Raw genomic sequence first — 17,285 nt, 5'->3', positions numbered from 1 at the left:
CAATAGAAAGCCTCTCGATTTTAAAAATCAGGAGGCTTTTTTTATGAATTCGTTTTTTCTTATCTTATACCCACACTGCTTAGTGCTACTGCAAAAATTAACAGAAAGTAGCTTGCCAAAAACACAATGGTGAGTATACCCCAAAATTTAAATAGTGATTTAACATTTGCAATGGCATCATTAAAATTTTCCTGATCGCCAAACAGCACACCTTGTTTGCCCTTGGCTGAAAAACGCAACAGCAATAAACTTGGATAAAAAAACAGTAAGGCTAATAGCAGGTAAAATATGGTAATGCCTGTTGCGCCGATACCGGCCAATGGCCCTAACTGATTAAGCATTGCAGGGTTTGCAGATATTGCAGCCCCTATTCCAAATGAGCTTATGGTTAAAAATGCAGAGACCACAAAGCCTACAACCGATAAAAATCTTGCCCACTTACTCATATCGTAAAAATAGCTGCGCATTTCTTCGGTAACAACCAACTTTACTTCCTGAGGCACTTCTTTTTCAAAATCTTCCATTTAATCGCTATGTATTTTGGGCTAAACTTAGATAAAATATAGATTTGATACAAGAGCAAGGGTTTAAATAAAGGTTTTAAAAGCTTATCTTTGCGCGGAATTTGAGGTAGAAGGTAGAAGGTAGAAGGTAGAAGGTAGAAGGTAGAAGGTAGAAGGTAGAAGGTAGAAGGTAGAAGGTAGAAGGTAGAAGGTAGAAGGTAGAAGGTAAAATGGTTGTGGTTGACGGTTTGATAGATCATGGCCAGAGCATCAATACAAAAAAATTAATAATGAGCATACGGCTATTGACCATAAGACTATGAACCAATAGCCAAAATAGACATAAATACTAATAAATAATGGCATTACAATGTGGTATAGTAGGTTTACCAAATGTGGGAAAATCGACTCTTTTTAACTGTTTATCAAATGCAAAAGCACAAGCTGCAAACTTTCCGTTTTGCACTATTGAGCCGAATGTTGGTGTAATTACAGTGCCTGATGATAGATTAACCAAACTGGCCGAGTTGGTTAAACCAAATAAAGTGCAACCCAATACAATCGAGATTGTTGATATTGCAGGTTTAGTAAAAGGCGCATCAAAAGGTGAAGGTTTAGGAAACCAATTTTTAGGAAATATCCGTGCAACCAATGCCATTATTCACGTTTTACGTTGTTTTGATGATGGAAATGTAATCCATGTGGATGGTTCTGTTGATCCGATCCGCGACCGTGAAATTATTGATACCGAGCTGCAGCTTAAAGATTTGGATACCGTTGATAAGCGTATTCAAAAAGTTGAAAAAATGGCTAAAACAGGTGGTGATAAAGATGCAAAACGTACTTACGAAATTTTAACATTGGTTAAATCTCATTTGGAAAGCGGTAAATCTGTTCGTACGGCACCGTTGGCGCAAGATGATTTTGATTTTATCGAAGATTTAGGCTTACTTACTCAAAAACCGGTAATGTATGTTTGTAATGTGGATGAAGCATCGGTTGTTACCGGAAACAAATATGTTGATCTGGTTAGGGCAAATGTTGCTGATGAAAATGCTGAGGTTTTGGTAATCTCTGCTAAAATTGAATCAGAAATTGCTGAACTGGATAGTTATGAAGAGCGTCAGGAATTTTTGGCTGATTTAGGTTTGACTGAATCGGGTGTTAATAAATTGATTCGTGCCGCTTATAAATTATTAAACCTTTATACTTATTTCACTGCTGGTGTACAAGAAGTAAGGGCATGGACCATTACCAAAGGGTTTACTGCGCCACAGGCTGCTGGCGTAATCCACACCGATTTTGAAAAAGGTTTTATCCGTGCAGAGGTGATTAAGTATAACGATTTTGTAACCTTAGGTTCTGAAAACGCTTGTAAAGATGCTGGTAAATTGGGCGTTGAGGGAAAAACCTACGTAGTGGAAGATGGCGACATCATGCACTTTAGGTTTAATGTATAAGCCCTTACCCTAAACCCCTGAAGAGGCTTCGGACAAATAATATTGATCAGCCATTCGCAAGAATGGCTATTTTTTTTTGCAATGAACCTTTAGCGGAGATCCGCGGTGGCTATTTTAGAGTTGACAACTTAATAGCACGGTTGCCAAGAAAGTTGTCAACTCATCTGCTTTTATCGCACTGAAGATCCTGAAATAAATTCAGGATGACGAACGAGATAATAGAATATATATTAAACCTCCAAACCATATGCGGCTAGTTGCGCTTTGGTATCTTCGTAATTGCTATGATGAATGCCTTTTAAACCCAAACCTTCAGCAACCTGCACGAATAACATACGGTCGTCAATGTATAAACTTGTTTCTACGTCGCTTTGCGAAATATCTATAGCTACTTTAAAGATATCGGCATCGGGTTTACGGAAATGCACAAAGCTTGATGAAACAAAAAAATCTACAAACTCATTCAGTTTAAAGGTATTAATACGGTATTGATTGAGTTCCCTTCCTTCGTTGCTGATTACGGCTACCTTTAAGTTGTATTTCTTTTTTAAATCACAGATCAATTGTATCATTTCGGGATAAGGAAGCGATTTTTTAAACATGAATTCCTTAAAATCATCGTAGGTGAAATTGCGTTCTTTAAAAAAAACGATACGCTCCAGGTATTCATCAAGCGTTAATTTACCCACTTCATAAGTATCGAAGGTAAGGTGATGCCTTTCTTCGAGGTCAACAGAATCGAGGTTAAAAAGTACTGATGCCTCTCCCCTTGCCTGCCTATCCCAGCCATTGGTTAACAGAACGCCCCCGATATCAGTAAAAAGTGTGGTAATTATCTTTTGCATGATTTAAATTTAAAGTAAAACGCCTTTCAAAATCAATACGGCTACACTAAAATAAATGACGATTCCGGTTACATCTACCATGGTGGCTACAAAGGGTGCCGATGAAGTTGCCGGATCAAGTTTCAGTTTTTTCAGAATAATTGGCATCATAGAACCGATTAAGCTACCCCATAAAACAATCCCAACAAGGGTGAAGAATATGGTCGTTGCGATTAAAAGCCAGTGGGGGCCGTAATTATAAAGATGTAGTTCTTGCCAGGTTACAATGCGAACGAAACCAATTGTTCCCAAAATGATCCCTAATAAGGCTCCTGAAACAAGTTCGCGGCGCATTACACGCCACCATTCTGCGATGGTTACCTCGCCTAAGGCCATGGCCTGGATAATTAAGGTCGAAGCCTGGGAACCGCTGTTACCACCGCTACTCATAATTAATGGAATAAAAAGAGATAACACAACTGCCTTTTCGAGTTCGATTTCGAAGTGCTGCATAGCCGTTGCGGTTAACATTTCGCCCAAAAAAAGAACGATTAGCCAACCAGCACGTTTCTTCACCAGTTTTAAAATCGGGATATCCAGATAAGGCTCATCCAAAGCCTCTGTTCCCCCTATTTTGTGCATATCCTCCGTATACTCTTCATTGGCGATCCACAAGATATCATCAACGGTAACAATACCTAAAAGAATGTTGTTCTCATCAACTACAGGTAAAGCCACGCGGTTATTCATCCTAAAGATGTTAATCGCATCTTCCTGAGGGTCATTTGCTTTTAAAGCAATGAACCGTTTATCGGTCAATTCGCCGATAATAGCTTCAGGATCGGCCAATAAAACTTCACGTATCCTGATATCATCCAACAGCACTCCATCCTTATCAATTACATATACCACATCAATGGTTTCGGAGTTTTTACCGTAACGCCTAATGTGTGCCAAAACCCTTGTGATAGACCATTCAGGTTTTACGGCAATGTAATCGGGTGTCATTAAACGGCCTATACTGTCTTCTTTGTAGCCTAAAAGTGCAAGTGACTCTTTACGTTCTTCAGTCGGCAAAAGGGTGATCATTTTTTTCACTACATCGCCTTTCAACTCGCTAAAAAGTGCGGTACGATCATCGGGCGGCAGATCTTTAATGATCTGATTAAGTTTATTACCTGAAAGTTTTTTAATGATACGTTCCTGTGTAGGAAAATCCAGGATCCTGAATACATTTACGGCCCTGTTGAGAGACAAGGTTTCAATAAATTTAGCTGCATGTTGTGGAAGTTCATCTATCAGTTCTTCAACATCCGAAATATTCAGTTGATCCAGATATTGCTTTAATGCTTTGTCGTTCTCTTTTTCAAGTAGTTCCTGAATTTCTTCCACAACCATTTCTTCCATACACAGCTATTTTATTTGTTACATGCTTTAAACCTATTTAACGGTTCGCAAAGGTGCATTTTATTTCTTAAAAAGCCAACCTAAGCCCCTAAAATCCGTATGCCAAACAGCCTAATTTAAAAAGACAAGTGCATAAAGTCAACATCAGAACATATTATATAAATGATTTAATCATTTTTTAACATAAAATAAATCGGGTTAAAAAGATTTTCCTGCACACCAAATTTTATTGTATTTCCGGAGCTTTATAACCAGACTTGCCCCTTTATGAATGTGAAGATTAATCACCATATCGAAATGACATATTAAAAATTTTTGTGCTTTTCAATCAACAAAAACGTGACGATTTAAATTCTATTATCAAAGCTTTCAGATAGCCCTGATTCTAACCAAGAATATTTGTATCTTGTCATATCTAATATATCTCTCATGAATAATACAATCCCCTGCATCATTATCGATGATGACCAGTCAGCTATTGACATTCTTGAAGAATTTATCTCAGCATTTCCACGGCTCAGGTTGGAATCAACCTATGTAAAATCGGTTTCAGCTCTTAACGATATTACCATGCTGAAGCAAAGCCACATCATCTTCACTGATATCGACATGCCTAATCTTTCAGGAATTAACCTGGCAGAAAATTTGAAGGGCGAACCCCACAACATCATTTTCATAACCTCCTACCCTCAATATGCGATTGAGGCTTTTAAAGTCAGGGCAAAACATTATCTGCTTAAGCCTTTTGATCTTTCAGAATTCGCAAAAGTGGTCAATGACGTATTAAAAGAATGCTACGGAAGCCATAATTTTGAAGGAGATGGTGAAGAAGTATTCTATTTTAGAAAATCTAGAGACAAAAGCACAATACTAACCATTTCAAAAAACGACATCATCTATATCCAGGGTTCAAATAACCATATTCATTTGTATACCCCTACCGAAAATCACTCTGTTTACATGACCATCAAGGAAATGGAAGGAAAACTTAAATACCATACAAGCTTTTTCAGGGTACACAAATCTTATATCATCAATTCGGCTTACGTAAAGAAAATTGAAGGTAATAAGATAAACCTTGGAAAGTATGAAGTATTGATGGCGGCCCATTATAAGGCAGCTTTTAGCAAGTTCATTGAAGAACGGTTTCTATTATCCGGCAGAACTTAACCTGAGCTGTGACGGTAATAGCTGAATTTAACTGTAATTTTTTTATTAAAAATGCAAAAAAAATAAGTTTTCAAATCCTATATTTGCAGCCTTGCTCCCGTAGTTCAATGGATAGAATTATGGTTTCCGGTACCATCGATAGTACGTCTCAAGTTACTGATTTACAGACAGATAATTTTTAAATAATTTTAATTACAAAACATTTGTAAAATATTTCTACTGGTGTTTTTTCTTTGCAAATTATATCAGTGAGTTTACAATTTATCCAATTCATTTTGATCTTTGCAAAAAAATTAAATCCCAAAGATTAAATTCAGAACTGAAACGTAAATTACATATTATAGACTATTCTAACACTAGGCACTACTTTTATATCAAACTGGCTATGTCTAAGGTTACATATTGCACTATTTTTCGCTGGAAATTGTTCAAAAGCTGGTTTTAAACGGATTTAAGATTGTTCAATTTTGTTGACAAGCGAAATTCGATTCTTGATGGACGAAATGGGGCTTTAATAGACTAAACCGCGCACATCCTTCTGCCCAGTTCAAGTGCCGCCAGGATAGCACTGGACTTGGCTAACCCAACTCCTCTAAACCTGGAAAGAGATTTATGATCCTGCGCAGCTAATAGATCAAGCCTGCCCCCGACAGCTTTTAGAATGTGTTCTGCCAACGCTACAGCACTCACATCAGTCCGACCTGAACCGATGAGCATCGCAATCAGTTCTGCGTCAGTCAGCTGACCGGATCCTTGTGCGATAAACTTTTCCCTTGGCCTTAGGTTTGGGTCCCATGATTTAATCCCTTTGTTCGCGCGGACATCATTAAGGCGGACTACATCAGCCACACTGAAATTATCCTGGCTTAGATAAGCGGCTGAATGAAACAACGAAGACATTGCCGAAATCAAAAAGTGAAAGTCCTGTTCGAAGACCACCACGGTTGAACGTTTGTAGCTACCATCGTACTGTTCATCACTCCTTGTAATGCACAAATAACGGCTATCATTGACAGCCCTTTTAAAATCCAGAAAATAATTTCTCTTCCCTGAAGAGAAGTTTTCGGTTGCAAGATTGATATTTTCCATCTTCATCATTTAAAGTTTAGACAAAATTGGATATTTGATTTCAAGCTAATCGGTTGTATATTAGCGTATCCGATCCGATCGGATAAAAAACGGATAGAAAGACCCTGATAATTATTTAAGATGCAACAACTCAGAGAAACCCGCCGGCTCTGCAGTTACAAATACTGCGGCAATACATTTGAGGGAAGAAGCGATAAGATCTTTTGCAGCGACCAGTGCCGCAACAGGGCGCGGCGTGATCAGTTGAAGACCGAAAAATGGAACGCACCCCTTTTCTTAAATAAAATAATAGACATCCTGCAAAACAACCATAAAATTTTAAAAGCACAGTATGGTGAAAACAGGGAGCCAAGTGTTGTCAGCGAATTCTTGTTAAGGGACCACGGTTTCAATTTTGAGTTCCAGACCAGGATTCTCGTTACATCGAAAGGCATATATAAATTTTGCTTTGATTATGGCTGGCTTGAGCTTGAGAATGGTAAAATACTTATTGTCCAGAATGACAAGATGGTGAAACTTTAATTTGCCGGATTTCACAACTTATACATCCATTCACCTAAAAAATAGAATAAGCTTAAAGATAAGGCTAGTGTTAAAAGCTTAAACATCACTATTTTCTGATACTGCCTCTTCGGGGTTAGCTTTTACACTTGCATTTCCATAATCTTTCCCCATTATTAGCTAACGCTCCTATTTCCCTCTTTAAAAAAAATCCAGGGCATGCCTGAACAGGGGGCCTAAGCCCCCTTCGGTGGAAAAAGAATAACCAATTATCTAGCAAGTCGTTTTTTCTCATCCAGTTCAATGTACTTTTCCTTTATCTAGGGCGCACATTGGTTTATTACTTTACGATTAATCTGATTTAAGTTCCTGTCATAAAAATCAAAAAATCTATAAATGCGGGTTAGCTGTCACAAAACCATTTGTCTCTTTGCAGGTTTTCACGAGTAATACTTCATGAACATTACCCTGTTCGAGATTTCTCAAAACTGATTCATTGATCCGGCAGTTTTAATGCCAAGGATAGCAAACTTATCGATCACATGACGAAGGTTAAGACCATGTTTATCACCACAATTTTAATATTAAAACCTTTGTCCGGATCCCATTTTGTGAGGTCCAGCTATAACCAGATCCTTTCTCTTTCGTTATTTTTGAACACAACTAGTTTATTGACCGTATAACCGGAAAGCAGATTAAAACTTTCTTTACCTGCTATCCACAAACCATTTTTTGCAGGAAAGACATGACAGATCAAACTGACCACATTGTCCGGCATAAGTGTAGCACGACACTTATCCAACAGGTATCTCTGCAACTCCTTATTTTTCAGACAGTATAGTTAGTAATGAACCGCATATGCAAATTCATGCCGATTATCTCCATATTCTGCCGGAATATTCATACTTAATTTCAATTTGAATTCAGAAAGCCCATCTTCAATGCACTCCCTTAACTTTCTGTTTAAAACTGTGCCAAATCCTGAATATTTAAGACAATCATAAAGGGGTTTTAAGTTATTTTCTATCATAACCCGCAGATGTATTTAAAAGCTAATTATTTTCAAATAAAACTGACGGGGGGAATTAGCCCCCTATCAGTTACATGGGTAGGTAATTCAAATTATCTAGCCCTCCCCATTTTTGCTTCCTCCGACGCCTCCTCCACCACACTTACGTTTACTTCATTTGGTTGCGTTGCTTTCACAAAAGGCTCCCTTAAATCTACCGCTTTACTATAAACCAAGCTTAAATCTTTATCATAAAAGTCCAGGGTTTTGTATTGTGGGTTAGCAGCGACAAAACCGGCTGCTTCTTTTCCATTCTTCATAAACGATACCTCATGAAGATTTCCACGTTCAAGACTTTTAAGCAACTGATCCTTAAAACCAGGCTTCTCCATATCCAGTATATTAAATTTATCTACTGTTTGCTTAAGGTTAAAGCCATAATTTTCGCCATAAGAATTGACACTATAACCTTTTTCCGGTGTGTGTTCTGAAAAATTCAGCTTAAGCCAAAGATTTGCCTTTTCTCCGCTTTTCAGGATGACATCCTTGTTGACCGCACGGCCTGACAGCAGGTTATAACTTTCTTTGACAGTCACCCCTTTTCCTTTATTGATATAAAAGGTCTGCTCAAGCTTGTTATCCAGTCCTGGTTTCTCCAGAGATACATGATATTTATTAAAAAAATACATATCCGTTTCCCTACTCTTCGAAAAATCAAGGACATAAGATAGTGCATTTGCCAACTCCGGTTTGTCTTTGGCGTTGGTTGTGTATTGTACAATATTAAAATTTAAGGAAAACTCCGGCAATTGTTTTTTTATAGCTTCCTTTAGCTGCTCCGAGAGTGATTCTCCAAAGCCCAAGTACTTTAATGTATTCTGTAAGTACTCTGCATTATTCTCATTCATAATTGAAAAAATTAAGGTTAACATTCATTTGATTATTTTTAAACAGAATTATCTCGACAGCCCTGATCTGCCATATCCACGCGAGTATTCGCTATTATGTGATATTGCCGAGGTTTTTTCTTCAGCATCCTTGACCGTAGACTTCTGCGCGGCCATTGCCTGAAGCGCGTTATGATAATTTTCATTCCGCTCATCCTTTTGCGGCAAAAGTCCTCTATCTCCAACCATAGCTTTTAGGCCTGTTAACAGGAGGTAAGATAAACCACCGTCCATCAGCAGAGAGACGACAAGTGTCAACCTATTGGAACGGATTCCATCCGGTGTCGTGCTACTGGCCTGAAAGGTTGTCCCATCCGGCATTTCAATTTGCCTTCCACTACCAAAACGTTCCTTCTGATAAGGGGTGAGTGGCATACCATTAATCATTTCTGGCACCTTCAGCCTGGATGTGTCAGTAACCATAAATTCACGCGTGTCCCAATCATATTCCACCATCATTTTTTTTTGTTGCCCATTCTCTGTAGTTTCTTTGATGATATTGGCTTTCAGGCCTGTCAGCAGGTCATCTCCTTCTTCGCGGGAAATAATAGAAGGAAAATTAGCCTGTTTGTAAACAGGGTGCACCAAAAGTTCAGCTTTTCCATCTGCATTTTTTGCCAGGGAGAGCTTTACACTCATCTCCTTTATTTCAATGTCCCCGTGGTTGATATTATTTAGTTTTATGAGCCCTGTCCGCATCCCGGCCAATAGCGCATCTATATCTTTTTTGGGAAGTCTGATCTCTCCTTCCCTAAACAGCCCAAGTTCGCGCAGATCTTCAACCGGAAGATCCCGCGCATTCATGTTTGCAGTCTGCATATTGAATCATTTAAAATTTGGATTTAAATTTTGGTAGGAAGGTGTTTGTTTCCTTATCTACCGTACAAATAGTGTCTAAGTTTGTCGCCTGACATTGACAGGATTATCAAAAGAAAATAAAGGGGGTTAATGCTCATACCTCCGCGATAAACGGATATATGCAGATGTTCGCCCGTTGTCCTACCTGTTGAGCCGGTAAAGCCGATTGGATCACCCGTTTGGAGAACCTGACCAACTGACGAATAGATTTTAGAAAGATGAGCATAGTAAACCATATAAGCTCCATATCTCACAGCAACATAATTACCCATTATAGCGGTATAGTCAATTCTGTCAATTATTCCTGGGAGTATCGAAACAACAATCTCATTTTTACCTGCTATATCTATTCCTTTGTGGAAAGAATATCTTTCGCGAGTTACCGGGTGATTCCTGATGCCGTAAGGAGAATTTAGTTTAAAAAGTTTAAGTGGAAGTGTTGCGTAGTAATTTTTGCAAACAAGTGTATCCTGAACAGACCCAAATTGGTTAGCACTTAGCATCGAAGTATTACATAAAACCAGCAACCAAAACTTCAATTTCCTGGTTGATCCGTAAAAAATTCCGCCTGAGGATCTCCTCCTTCTTTCCCCCGAAGTCGTAAAAAATAGGTAGTTCGACATATCCCTCCTCCTCCCTTTTAATTTCTTTTAGATCCAGGTTTATCTTGCAGTTAATAGCTGAGGTTTCATATTCACCGGTATACTTGTCATCTGCATCGGTAGCAAGTAAACCAACCAACTCCCCGGCGCCAAGTGTAGTGATCTTACCGGCAGGAATCAGCACTTCAAGCTTTTCACTAATTGATTTTGATACTTTACTCCTATCAATGGATATACTTTCACCGATCTGTTTTGACTTACCTAAAATCTTTTCGAGCCAGTCGAGTGTTTCTTTGTTCCTTGCAGAACCTGACAAAACATTACCAACCACAGAAGTGATGGTAGTTGCTGTATCTTTGCCATACTGCTGTTTGAATTGAGGCAGCTCCTGCATCCCTATCAATACAGCAACCTGGTTGGATCTGGCAGTAGCAATGAGGTTTTCAATCCTGTGAACAAAAAGCGTTGGTCCTTCGTCAAGTAAAATTGCAGATGGGAGATTGCCTTTTGAATTGATCAGCCTGGTAAGGCGGTTAATCACTACCGAATAACATGCGGAATTTATGTTCTGGGTATTGGGATCGTTTGCAAGAACCAAGATACCAGGGGATGTGGGATCAGAAATTTTCAGGTTGAAATCGTCCGCGGAAAATACCCAGAATGTTTCCTTTGTAGCCATCCGGCTCATGAATATCTTTAGCGTTCCGATCTGCCCTTCTAACTGATCAAAGGCCTTTGCTGCAAATGCAGACTTAAATGGAGAAAGCAGTGAAACCAGCTCTGGATTGGTAAAAAGAACAGTGAAAATTTCTTCATAAGAGCGGTTTAAAAAAGCCATTACATGTGGAAGACTGGAATATTTTCCTTGTTCATGCCTGCTCATAAAATAAATACATGCAGCCAAAAAATTAATGGCAGACTGCGTAAAAAAAGCATCACTTCCACTGGCCTTATCCCCTTTTTTAAGTGCTTCCACAGTTCCTTCTGCTGTCTCTGACGCGTCCGCAAGCATGGTAATATATTCACGTCGGAATGGATTTATCCTCCTGCTATTTTCGACATTAGTCAGATTGATCACGTGAAACTCAAAACCCTTTAGATTTCCATTTTTCTTTCCCTGCAAGAAATGGTAGTAAGCGATCTTCCCTAAATCCGGAAACTTAAAATCATACAGACATACAGTAAATGATTTGGCAATCATCTGCCGGATAAAGGGATTTACGACCGAAAAAGATTTTCCGGAGCCCGGCGTGCCGATCAGAAGTGTTGCACGAAAAGGGTTAACAAGGTTTATCCAGCCTCTCCACACCCTTCTCTTATAATAGAAAAGCATCGGTATATTTACCGAGTAGGGATTTTCTATCTTTCTGACCTGTTGCATGAAACTTTCGGCCTCAACATTCCATTTATCCTTGCCCAATCCCGATCTGATGATCTTGGAGACATTATCCATGGAAACGCTGATGAGTATTGCACCAAAAAAAGAAGATACCATATAGATAAAATCCATTATGGAAGTATATGCAAACAAAAGCCGCCCAGGTTTTCCATAAAAAAACAGGCTACCGAAGTAAAGGAGCAGACCAAGGCTCAAAGGATAAACTACCTTTGTTTTTGGGTCAAAGTCCAGCTGCTTTTTTGATAATGTTCCAATGCTAACCAGGCAGATCAATAACAGCACAGATAGTTTACTGTAGATCAGTTCTTTGAAAATGATAATTGTTTTGATCTTTACCAGCCCTATATTGAAAATGCCCCAAAATGGCGCACCCAAATAAACAAATACACTTATCTCCAGCGCGATTGCAAAGTAAATCAAGCACTGCAGAAAACCGTGGAGCTTCTGAATCTCTCTAGTCTCTTCCATAGAAAGCGCTTTTAGATGATAATCTTTTTAGCTTTAAGAATGTCGGAATAACGGATATTAAAAGAAATGGACCGTCCTGAAATCTGCTTTTCTGAAAGTTCCACCTTGAGCAGTTTATGATCTGGAAAGGTCAACCTGCGCAGCACAAAAATATTCCTGTAACTTTTCTCAAAGGTCTTGATGTTTTGCAGGCTCGATACCGGAAGAATTTCCAGTGACTGTACCGTTGTCGCCTTATGCTGTTTTTGGTCTTCAATACGAAACCTTAAACCATCAATCTCATAAGGGATATCGGTTCTATTATCAAAACCGACATCCAGAAGAATATATTCTCCAAGTATACTAATGCCATTTAACAATGCATGGATACCATTTTTACTTTTTCTTACCGCTGTTTTTAACGGTCGATGTTCCCACAACGTCCTGGAAATACTATCAAGTTCAGTACTTGATATCATTGAAGCTTTCGGTTCAATAACCCTCATCTCGCCTGCGCCTATATCAATCAGGGAACTGAATACGGTTTCAGGCCTGTCATCGTAGATTATAGCATACTGCTTGATCCGTTTTTCCCCTAGGATGGTAAGTACGCCAATAAATGCCTCCTTGATTTTAGCCGAATCAGGGATTTTAAGCCTCAGCAGGTATTGATCCGGCAGATCGCCAACTAGCGGTTTTGGAATGTCGACATATGTAATCTTTTCCGGAGCGAGAAAATGCAGGGTAAGGGATTGCTTGATAAAAATCTTTGGGATCGCTGAAGACGACCCGGCTGTATTAGCCGAAACTTGCGCAAGAAGGTTCCAAGTGATTATAATAACTAAAGTGGCTGTTAAAATTATATTTTTCATACTTTTTTTTTATTTTTTGCCTTGAAGGTCCTGAGGATCAACAAGGAACACTTGATTGTTATATTTTAATTTTGCCCTGTTTTTCCTGACCATATTGGCAATCGCTGCAGAAGATGACTGGAACAGGCGGTCAACAGTACTCATCACAAATTCATTCTGGCTCTGTGTACTACCCATCGTATTGAATCCCTGGACAGGGTTAGAGCCAAAACCCTTTGAAAATTCCCTAAAGGCAGACGCAGGAACATACAATCCGGGAAGGCCATCCATGTCATAGACTAAAAGTTTTATGGGCAGAATTTTACCTGCGCAAAGCACCGAACTGATCTCCAACTGGACCCGCTGTTCGGAAAATCCGCTGATTCTCGCATACATTTCTGTTCCTTTAGTTAATTTCGACTTTCCGGCATAAATATCATCAAGCAACCTAAGCCTGATCCTTGACCCGGAATATCCCGTAATATCTTCATCGATTATTGCAGTAATCATCTCTCTGCTTTCATCCGCTAAAAGCGTATTGAATTCGGTTTTGACGGCAGCCTTCCTGGAAACCGGAAGAATCTTTTCTTCTCTGATGAACGCTTCATCCTTTTTCATTTTTTCGTTTTTGCTGTTGATATAAGCAGGGTCGTTGACCTTTTGCACACTATCTATATAAGCCATCTGTTTTTTAAACAGATCCATGGGATCAGCTTCTTTGCTTGTGCTTGGAGATGGTGATCTCTCCTTATTCCTTGCCTCGGCCAGGCTTGCAAGCACATTTGCCATTTTACGGTCTTCCGGTGTTATAATGCTACGGTTTTCAGTTCTTCTCGGCGGCGAAGGGCTATGGGCTTCAAAACGCTGCTTTGCGGGCGGGTAAGCCTGACTTTTTATTGATTCTTCTATGGAATCCAGCCTCTTTTTCTCCAGATCAGAATATAGGCTTGCCATAGTCGCCTGTGGAAGCTTATCTTCGTTTACAGCTTTGATTGCCGAGTAACCATCAGACTCCTTATAATTGTTTTTATAGGCTTCCAGCTTATCGGAAAGCCCGCGTTCACGCACCTGGTCTGATATCTCAGCAAGGTTGCTATTCATATCTTTTTCGGCCCTGACTGCCCGGTTTGTTGACAGGCTCCCGCGGTACACAAAAAAGAAAAGACACAAAAAAGGGATGGCAATGAGTGGAACAATATACCGTGGTTTTTTAAAATCTATTTTCATAACAATATGGTTAATGTAGCTTTCTAAGCTCCTCTAGTTTAGCTTCCAGAAAAACCGAATCAGATCTGCTAAGCATTGCTTTGTTCAGGACTGAGTCCACCTGCTTTCTGATCTCCAGCGTTTTTCTAAGTGTTGCACCCGTGGTGCTGATCCTGGATAACCCATCTTCAGCGGCATATGACCGCTTGCTGCTTTTTTCTTTGCCATTGAAAGGAAATGCCTTCGATTCCTCTTTATCCTGCAATTGAATTAAGCCAAATGAAAACAGTACGGACAAAGCAACCATTGCAACCATCAGCACAAATACCGGTCTTGGATATGCCTTTAATAGCCTTACCATCCGTTTGCGCAATAGAACCAGATAAGGACGGAATTCATGATAGAGCTCGACAGGAACTGTCCTATCAGGAGGTCTGTTACATCGGATTTTTCTGAACATTTTCGATATCTTTATTTTCAAGGGTTTTCCAGGAAAGAATCAATACGCCGTACAGGTTATTATCGCTTTTTGGTATATCCCTTAAATAACCTTCAGTAATCATCGAACGGGTAACAATAGAACTTCTACGCTCGATACGCTGCTTTCCATAATAGCGGAAGTATTTCTTTTTGACATCAATGTAGATCGAATCAGTTTGAAGGGTCAGCACCGAACTGCTGGAAAGAATAGAACTAAAATATCCTTTTTCCTTTAGGTTCAGATATTGCTGCATCCCCGACTCATCAATCAGGTACATCGCTTTTTTCATCTGATAGTCGATATATCTGTCATCCGGGGTGAGGGAAAAGAAAAGCGAATGAAAAAGCTCCACATGTCCGCGGTAAACAGCAGGCCGGATCAGTCGCTCATCGGTCTGTCTCGCCAGTACCGGAACATTGTTTTCAAAAATGTAAATGCTGCGCCTGGCAATCTCAATTTGCTTATAGGCAAAAAAACCAGTCGAAATACAGATCAGAAACGCACAGAGCAGACTACCTAAAGAAACAATGGTAGCCAAACGGATCTTGGATTCGATATTTTTTATGATCATGATTGTTGGATTATGGTTTAAAAGAACTTACCCGTAGCTTTTCTGGCCATTCCGATAACGGTCTGTGACCCACGTCCAAAATTAGAAGCCGCAGAACTGATACCTGATGTGGATATAATCCAGGTGGAAATACTCGGCACAGTAAACATACATATGGCACCAATAAGAAAACTCACGATTACCGTTCCGAAGGAAAGGATACCATTGCCTGCAAACCAGGCCATTTTCTCCAGATTTGCAGCTTCTCCGTTTTCACCAATAAGTTCTTTGTACCTACTGATCTCGGTGGTCATCGCATATTTCTGCAGTAGCGCCACCAGGTACATAATCAGATAAGCAATCCCCAGATAAAGATTAACTGATACAAAACGTGCTATCCAGGTGCTCAAGGAATCACGGAAAGCCGGCAGGATACTGACAGCAACAGCAAAAGGCCCCAAAATAATCAGTATCGTGGAATATATAATCTGGATCATAAATATCACATAGGTCGCGAGTCTAAGTATCCAGATACCCAGCAACTCCAGCAATTGTGTCAGTAACAACTGCATACCGATCTTCAGCCGGTTCTTTAGTTCTATTACAGGACTGACTACTGTTGACATCCCCTCCTTTACTGTGCTGGTTACCGAATCCCATGCCCTGCCCATCCAGGTATCAGATTCCTTTTCAGCCATTTCGGTTTCCGCCTGAAAACTATATAGAGAATTCGCGACCTTCTGCATATAATCGGCGCGGATCAGCCTAAGCGAATTGACCTCCGCCTGCTCACTAGAAAACATCATTTCGGTCCTTGCGGCCACAAGATCCGTCGGAAAAGCGACCATTTTAACAAAAGCACCCCACCACAGGATGATCATGACCAGACCGAAAGGCCTTAAAAGCGGCATAATTTCCAACTGTTTATCCCCTGCTATCATTTCATAGGATTTAATGGCAAAAAATATAATCATAAAAATCGCAGCCAAAGCTTTGGCATCAGCAATGAACATATCAAAATGAGTCCATATCGAATCCTTTAACCCTTTTAAGATCACCATCACCCCTTCCTCATATACACCATTTCCCTGCAGAAATTCGAAGGACCTGCGATAATCGGTGGTCTGCCCAAATGCTAAACCAGTGGTCAGCATGGTCATGCCTAACAATAAAGTCTTTTTCATTTGCCTTTTGGTTTAATATTTTCGTTTGTTAAGGATTTCTTTTGCGGTCCTGACATCTGATTCCGGTGTCCAGCCATCTATTTTTACTTGCTGACCGGCCAGATCCTGCCGGATCTTTACCCGATCAGGTTCCCGGGTAGCTGCAATGACCTTATCGTTCCACATTGCCGAAATCCTGCGGTATTCAGCAAGTAGCCTGTGATAAGATAAAATCCTCTTCCCCCTTTCCAGTGTTGTTGTCCGGGCAGCCTGGAGCCTTTCTGAAAGAATAGCGATCTCACGTGTATACCAGTCCAGGCTACCATTAACAATGATCTGCACTTTTGCAATCTGTGGAAGAGATGCAAGCAATTTTCCAGGATCAAAATCTGTTATCCCTTTTAATTGTCGGGAATAATAAAGCATCCAAAGTGGATCCGTAGGCGAAAGCATTCCTGACATTCCCGCAATCTGTAAAAGCGAAGTCTGCGCCAGGGTATCAGACTGCAGCTCATAATTCTTATCTGTTTGCTGCATTCCCGTTACCAAAACCAGGCGCTGATTCTGCGTACCTGCCTGCCCTAATGGACGCAAATCCGTTTTTGGATAGTTGGGGTGAAGCCCCCATGTCAGCCAGTAATACGGATTAAGGCCCAGAAAGCCGGAAGTAGGTGTAAACTTTTTTCTGTCCCACTGTTTAAATACCATGCGTTCCTGCTGGTTGACAATACTTTCATCCCTGATCTGTTTCTGCGCCCGGGCTGAAACAAGCATAGTAGTCAGGAGCATCCAGACCATCAATAAATTCTTCATAAGCT

At 40.0% G+C, this 17,285-nt stretch carries 17 protein-coding genes; 3 read left to right on the top strand and 14 right to left on the bottom strand.

The genetic code is table 11. The features are described 5' to 3' along the window. Positions 1-59 precede the first annotated feature (59 nt). Complete coding sequence (locus PGN18_RS20910; protein ID WP_335321522.1) at positions 60-524, bottom strand: hypothetical protein; 465 nt, start codon at positions 522-524, stop codon at positions 60-62. 338 nt (positions 525-862) lie between these two features. Here PGN18_RS20910 and ychF point away from each other — a divergent pair, with 338 nt between their 5' ends. Continuing rightward, positions 863-1,963, top strand: a complete 1,101-nt coding sequence (ychF, locus tag PGN18_RS20905) for a redox-regulated ATPase YchF (RefSeq protein WP_335321521.1) — start codon at positions 863-865, stop codon at positions 1,961-1,963. A 230-nt stretch (positions 1,964-2,193) separates the two neighbouring features. On the opposite strand, the gene PGN18_RS20900 is transcribed toward ychF, so the two are convergent. After that, positions 2,194-2,808: an HAD hydrolase-like protein gene (locus PGN18_RS20900; protein WP_335321520.1), complete on the bottom strand. Its 615-nt coding sequence runs from the start codon at positions 2,806-2,808 to the stop codon at positions 2,194-2,196. A gap of 9 nt (positions 2,809-2,817) precedes the next feature. Next, positions 2,818-4,194 carry a magnesium transporter gene (mgtE, locus tag PGN18_RS20895; protein WP_335321519.1) on the bottom strand — a complete coding sequence of 459 codons (1,377 nt, stop codon included), beginning with the start codon at positions 4,192-4,194 and terminating at the stop codon, positions 2,818-2,820. Positions 4,195-4,623: 429 nt separating this feature from the next. Between mgtE and PGN18_RS20890 the strand changes: the two genes are divergently transcribed. Beyond that, positions 4,624-5,364 carry a LytR/AlgR family response regulator transcription factor gene (locus PGN18_RS20890; protein WP_335321518.1) on the top strand — a complete coding sequence of 247 codons (741 nt, stop codon included), beginning with the start codon at positions 4,624-4,626 and terminating at the stop codon, positions 5,362-5,364. A gap of 519 nt (positions 5,365-5,883) precedes the next feature. On the opposite strand, the gene PGN18_RS20885 is transcribed toward PGN18_RS20890, so the two are convergent. Beyond that, positions 5,884-6,453: a UPF0758 domain-containing protein gene (locus PGN18_RS20885; protein ID WP_335321517.1), complete on the bottom strand. Its 570-nt coding sequence runs from the start codon at positions 6,451-6,453 to the stop codon at positions 5,884-5,886. 120 nt (positions 6,454-6,573) lie between these two features. Here PGN18_RS20885 and PGN18_RS20880 point away from each other — a divergent pair, with 120 nt between their 5' ends. Next, on the top strand, positions 6,574-6,975 hold the full coding sequence (locus PGN18_RS20880) for a hypothetical protein (protein ID WP_335321516.1): 402 nt from the start codon (positions 6,574-6,576) through the stop codon (positions 6,973-6,975). A gap of 1,101 nt (positions 6,976-8,076) precedes the next feature. Here PGN18_RS20880 and PGN18_RS20875 read toward each other — a convergent pair. From PGN18_RS20875 to PGN18_RS20830, 10 genes are read right to left on the bottom strand one after another with little or no spacing between them, the layout of a single operon-like run. Then, positions 8,077-8,871, bottom strand: coding sequence for a hypothetical protein (locus tag PGN18_RS20875; protein WP_335321515.1), 795 nt, complete (start codon positions 8,869-8,871; stop codon positions 8,077-8,079). 48 nt (positions 8,872-8,919) lie between these two features. After that, positions 8,920-9,729, bottom strand: a complete 810-nt coding sequence (locus tag PGN18_RS20870) for a DUF4099 domain-containing protein (RefSeq protein ID WP_335321514.1) — start codon at positions 9,727-9,729, stop codon at positions 8,920-8,922. A gap of 53 nt (positions 9,730-9,782) precedes the next feature. Continuing rightward, complete coding sequence (locus PGN18_RS20865; protein ID WP_335321513.1) at positions 9,783-10,271, bottom strand: M23 family metallopeptidase; 489 nt, start codon at positions 10,269-10,271, stop codon at positions 9,783-9,785. 7 nt (positions 10,272-10,278) lie between these two features. Next, positions 10,279-12,237, bottom strand: coding sequence for a type IV secretory system conjugative DNA transfer family protein (locus PGN18_RS20860; RefSeq protein WP_335321512.1), 1,959 nt, complete (start codon positions 12,235-12,237; stop codon positions 10,279-10,281). Between the two features lie 11 nt (positions 12,238-12,248). After that, positions 12,249-13,088: a conjugative transposon protein TraN gene (gene traN, locus PGN18_RS20855; protein ID WP_335321511.1), complete on the bottom strand. Its 840-nt coding sequence runs from the start codon at positions 13,086-13,088 to the stop codon at positions 12,249-12,251. A gap of 9 nt (positions 13,089-13,097) precedes the next feature. Continuing rightward, entirely contained in the window at positions 13,098-14,294 is a 1,197-nt protein-coding gene (gene traM, locus PGN18_RS20850; RefSeq protein WP_335321510.1) for a conjugative transposon protein TraM, read from the bottom strand. A gap of 10 nt (positions 14,295-14,304) precedes the next feature. Beyond that, positions 14,305-14,733: a hypothetical protein gene (locus tag PGN18_RS20845; protein ID WP_335321509.1), complete on the bottom strand. Its 429-nt coding sequence runs from the start codon at positions 14,731-14,733 to the stop codon at positions 14,305-14,307. Then, positions 14,711-15,325 (bottom strand): conjugative transposon protein TraK, encoded by a 615-nt coding sequence (gene traK / locus PGN18_RS20840; protein ID WP_335321508.1) that lies wholly within the window; start codon positions 15,323-15,325, stop codon positions 14,711-14,713. Before traK ends, PGN18_RS20845 begins: the two co-directional genes overlap by 23 nt. A gap of 17 nt (positions 15,326-15,342) precedes the next feature. Then, positions 15,343-16,488, bottom strand: coding sequence for a plasmid transfer protein (locus tag PGN18_RS20835; RefSeq protein ID WP_335321507.1), 1,146 nt, complete (start codon positions 16,486-16,488; stop codon positions 15,343-15,345). A gap of 12 nt (positions 16,489-16,500) precedes the next feature. Further along, positions 16,501-17,280 carry a hypothetical protein gene (locus PGN18_RS20830; protein WP_335321506.1) on the bottom strand — a complete coding sequence of 260 codons (780 nt, stop codon included), beginning with the start codon at positions 17,278-17,280 and terminating at the stop codon, positions 16,501-16,503. Positions 17,281-17,285 lie beyond the last annotated feature (5 nt).

Origin of the sequence: Pedobacter terrae (genome assembly GCF_036946585.1) — a bacterium.
Classification (GTDB): domain Bacteria; phylum Bacteroidota; class Bacteroidia; order Sphingobacteriales; family Sphingobacteriaceae; genus Pedobacter; species Pedobacter terrae_C.
This window is presented reverse-complemented; position numbering and strand designations above follow the sequence as displayed.

Bases quoted from the DNA above. Each gene is read 5' to 3' on its own strand.
- PGN18_RS20910 (WP_335321522.1), bottom strand. From the start codon at position 524: ATGGAAGATTTTGAAAAAGAAGTGCCTCAGGAAGTAAAGTTGGTTGTT.
- ychF (WP_335321521.1), top strand. From the start codon at position 863: ATGGCATTACAATGTGGTATAGTAGGTTTACCAAATGTGGGAAAATCG.
- PGN18_RS20900 (WP_335321520.1), bottom strand. From the start codon at position 2,808: ATGCAAAAGATAATTACCACACTTTTTACTGATATCGGGGGCGTTCTG.
- mgtE (WP_335321519.1), bottom strand. From the start codon at position 4,194: ATGGAAGAAATGGTTGTGGAAGAAATTCAGGAACTACTTGAAAAAGAG.
- PGN18_RS20890 (WP_335321518.1), top strand. From the start codon at position 4,624: ATGAATAATACAATCCCCTGCATCATTATCGATGATGACCAGTCAGCT.
- PGN18_RS20885 (WP_335321517.1), bottom strand. From the start codon at position 6,453: ATGGAAAATATCAATCTTGCAACCGAAAACTTCTCTTCAGGGAAGAGA.
- PGN18_RS20880 (WP_335321516.1), top strand. From the start codon at position 6,574: ATGCAACAACTCAGAGAAACCCGCCGGCTCTGCAGTTACAAATACTGC.
- PGN18_RS20875 (WP_335321515.1), bottom strand. From the start codon at position 8,871: ATGAATGAGAATAATGCAGAGTACTTACAGAATACATTAAAGTACTTG.
- PGN18_RS20870 (WP_335321514.1), bottom strand. From the start codon at position 9,729: ATGCAGACTGCAAACATGAATGCGCGGGATCTTCCGGTTGAAGATCTG.
- PGN18_RS20865 (WP_335321513.1), bottom strand. From the start codon at position 10,271: ATGCTAAGTGCTAACCAATTTGGGTCTGTTCAGGATACACTTGTTTGC.
- PGN18_RS20860 (WP_335321512.1), bottom strand. From the start codon at position 12,237: ATGGAAGAGACTAGAGAGATTCAGAAGCTCCACGGTTTTCTGCAGTGC.
- traN (WP_335321511.1), bottom strand. From the start codon at position 13,088: ATGAAAAATATAATTTTAACAGCCACTTTAGTTATTATAATCACTTGG.
- traM (WP_335321510.1), bottom strand. From the start codon at position 14,294: ATGAAAATAGATTTTAAAAAACCACGGTATATTGTTCCACTCATTGCC.
- PGN18_RS20845 (WP_335321509.1), bottom strand. From the start codon at position 14,733: ATGTTCAGAAAAATCCGATGTAACAGACCTCCTGATAGGACAGTTCCT.
- traK (WP_335321508.1), bottom strand. From the start codon at position 15,325: ATGATCATAAAAAATATCGAATCCAAGATCCGTTTGGCTACCATTGTT.
- PGN18_RS20835 (WP_335321507.1), bottom strand. From the start codon at position 16,488: ATGAAAAAGACTTTATTGTTAGGCATGACCATGCTGACCACTGGTTTA.
- PGN18_RS20830 (WP_335321506.1), bottom strand. From the start codon at position 17,280: ATGAAGAATTTATTGATGGTCTGGATGCTCCTGACTACTATGCTTGTT.